The organism is Burkholderia sp. BCC0398 (assembly GCF_902833245.1).
GTDB classification, from domain to species: domain Bacteria; phylum Pseudomonadota; class Gammaproteobacteria; order Burkholderiales; family Burkholderiaceae; genus Burkholderia; species Burkholderia sola.
Genome location: NZ_CADFEM010000045.1, coordinates 1 through 1,460, shown reverse-complemented (window position 1 = coordinate 1,460; position 1,460 = coordinate 1). Strand labels below are relative to the sequence as shown.

The 1,460-nt window shown below is 64.0% G+C and carries 1 protein-coding gene; it reads right to left on the bottom strand.

The window, feature by feature from the left end; translation table 11 throughout:
- Positions 1-23: 23 nt before the first annotated feature.
- Positions 24-1,229, bottom strand: a complete 1,206-nt coding sequence (locus HWX76_RS36430; protein WP_176017109.1) for an IS110-like element ISBma3 family transposase — start codon at positions 1,227-1,229, stop codon at positions 24-26.
- Positions 1,230-1,460 lie beyond the last annotated feature (231 nt).

The following is a 1,460-nucleotide window of genomic DNA, read 5'->3' as shown; positions in this document are numbered from 1 at the left end:
GGGGGGTGCCCCTATGTGTTTCGTCAAGCGTTAGGGGCTGACTTGGGTTGGTAAATGGTGCCGTCGCGCAGCATGGCGAACAGGACGTCGCAACGTCGCCGTGCCAGCGCGATGAGCGCTTGGTTGTGGCGCTTGCCCTGCTGGATCTTGCGCGCGTAGTAGGCCCGCGAGACGGGGTCCCGCAAGGCCGCGAAGGCGGATAGGAACAAGGCGCGTTTGAGCACCTTGTTCCCTCGTCTGGATGGATGCTCGCCGCGGATGGATGAGCCTGAGCGCCGGGTGACTGGGGCAAGGCCGGCGTAGGCCGCCAAGTGTGCGGCCGAAGCGAACGCTTTATGGGCGACCTCGGTCAGGAGTCTGGCGGCGGTCCTGACGCCGACTCCCGGCATGCTGGTCAGGACCGGCCAAAGAGGGTGAGCAAGCACCAGCCGTTCCACTTCGGCTGCGACCTCGTCGCGTTGCTTGCGCAAGGCTGCGAGCTGCTGGGCTAAACGGGGCATGACGATGGTGGCGGCCTGCGTGCCGGGCACGGTCACGGCTTGTTCGCTGAGTGCCTGAACGATCTCGGCCGCCAAGCCTTTACCCATGCGAGGAGCGAGCTTGGTCAGGCGATTGGCGAGCGTCTTCTCGCTGGTGCTGGCAAGTGCGGCGGGCGACGGATAGCGCTCAAGCAGATCGAGCACCGCAGGATGGTCGAGGCGCGGTCCGAGAACGCGTTCGAGTGCCGGATGGATCTGAGTAAGCAAGCCGCGAATGCGGTTGCTGGTTTGAGTGACCTGGGCGGCGAGATCATCATCGAAGCCGCACAGCATGGTGAGTTCGGCGAGCTGCTCGTCGGCCAATCGGAGCGAGCGCAGCGTGTGCGGCATCGAGCGAGCGGCTTCGGCAATGATCGCGGCGTCGCGAGCATCGGTCTTGGCTTCGCCGGCGTGCAGGTCAGCGATGCGGCGCATAGCCAGTCCCGGCAGATAGGCGACGAGTACGCCTTCGGCGCGAGCAACGGCTACAGGAAGCGCACCGATGGTGGATGGCTGATCGACGACGAACAGCAGTCGACCGTGAGTCTTGAGCTCGGCGATGAGGGCTCGCAGCTTGACCTCATCGTTGGGTAGCGCCTTGTTGTACAGGCGCTTGCCGTTCCGATCGAGCGCGACGGCATGATGCTGGCCTTTACCGACATCGACGCCGACGAAGACATCGACGGCGCCATGTTGTTGAGTGTCTTGCATCGAAGTATGAGCAGAGTGAACGGATTGGCCTGCAACAACGGTGGCAAGTCTCGGCATCCACGTTACGGACGGCGTCGGGATATCCCGGCCAAACCCCTATCAGCGATCACCAGCCACCCACCAGGCCCGGTGACAACACCCCCCGGATCATGACTGCGACTGGGGGCGAGAATCATGCCGGGCCTGGCTGGCCAAAGCCCCGATTATCGGGACGTGAAGATAGTAACGGGG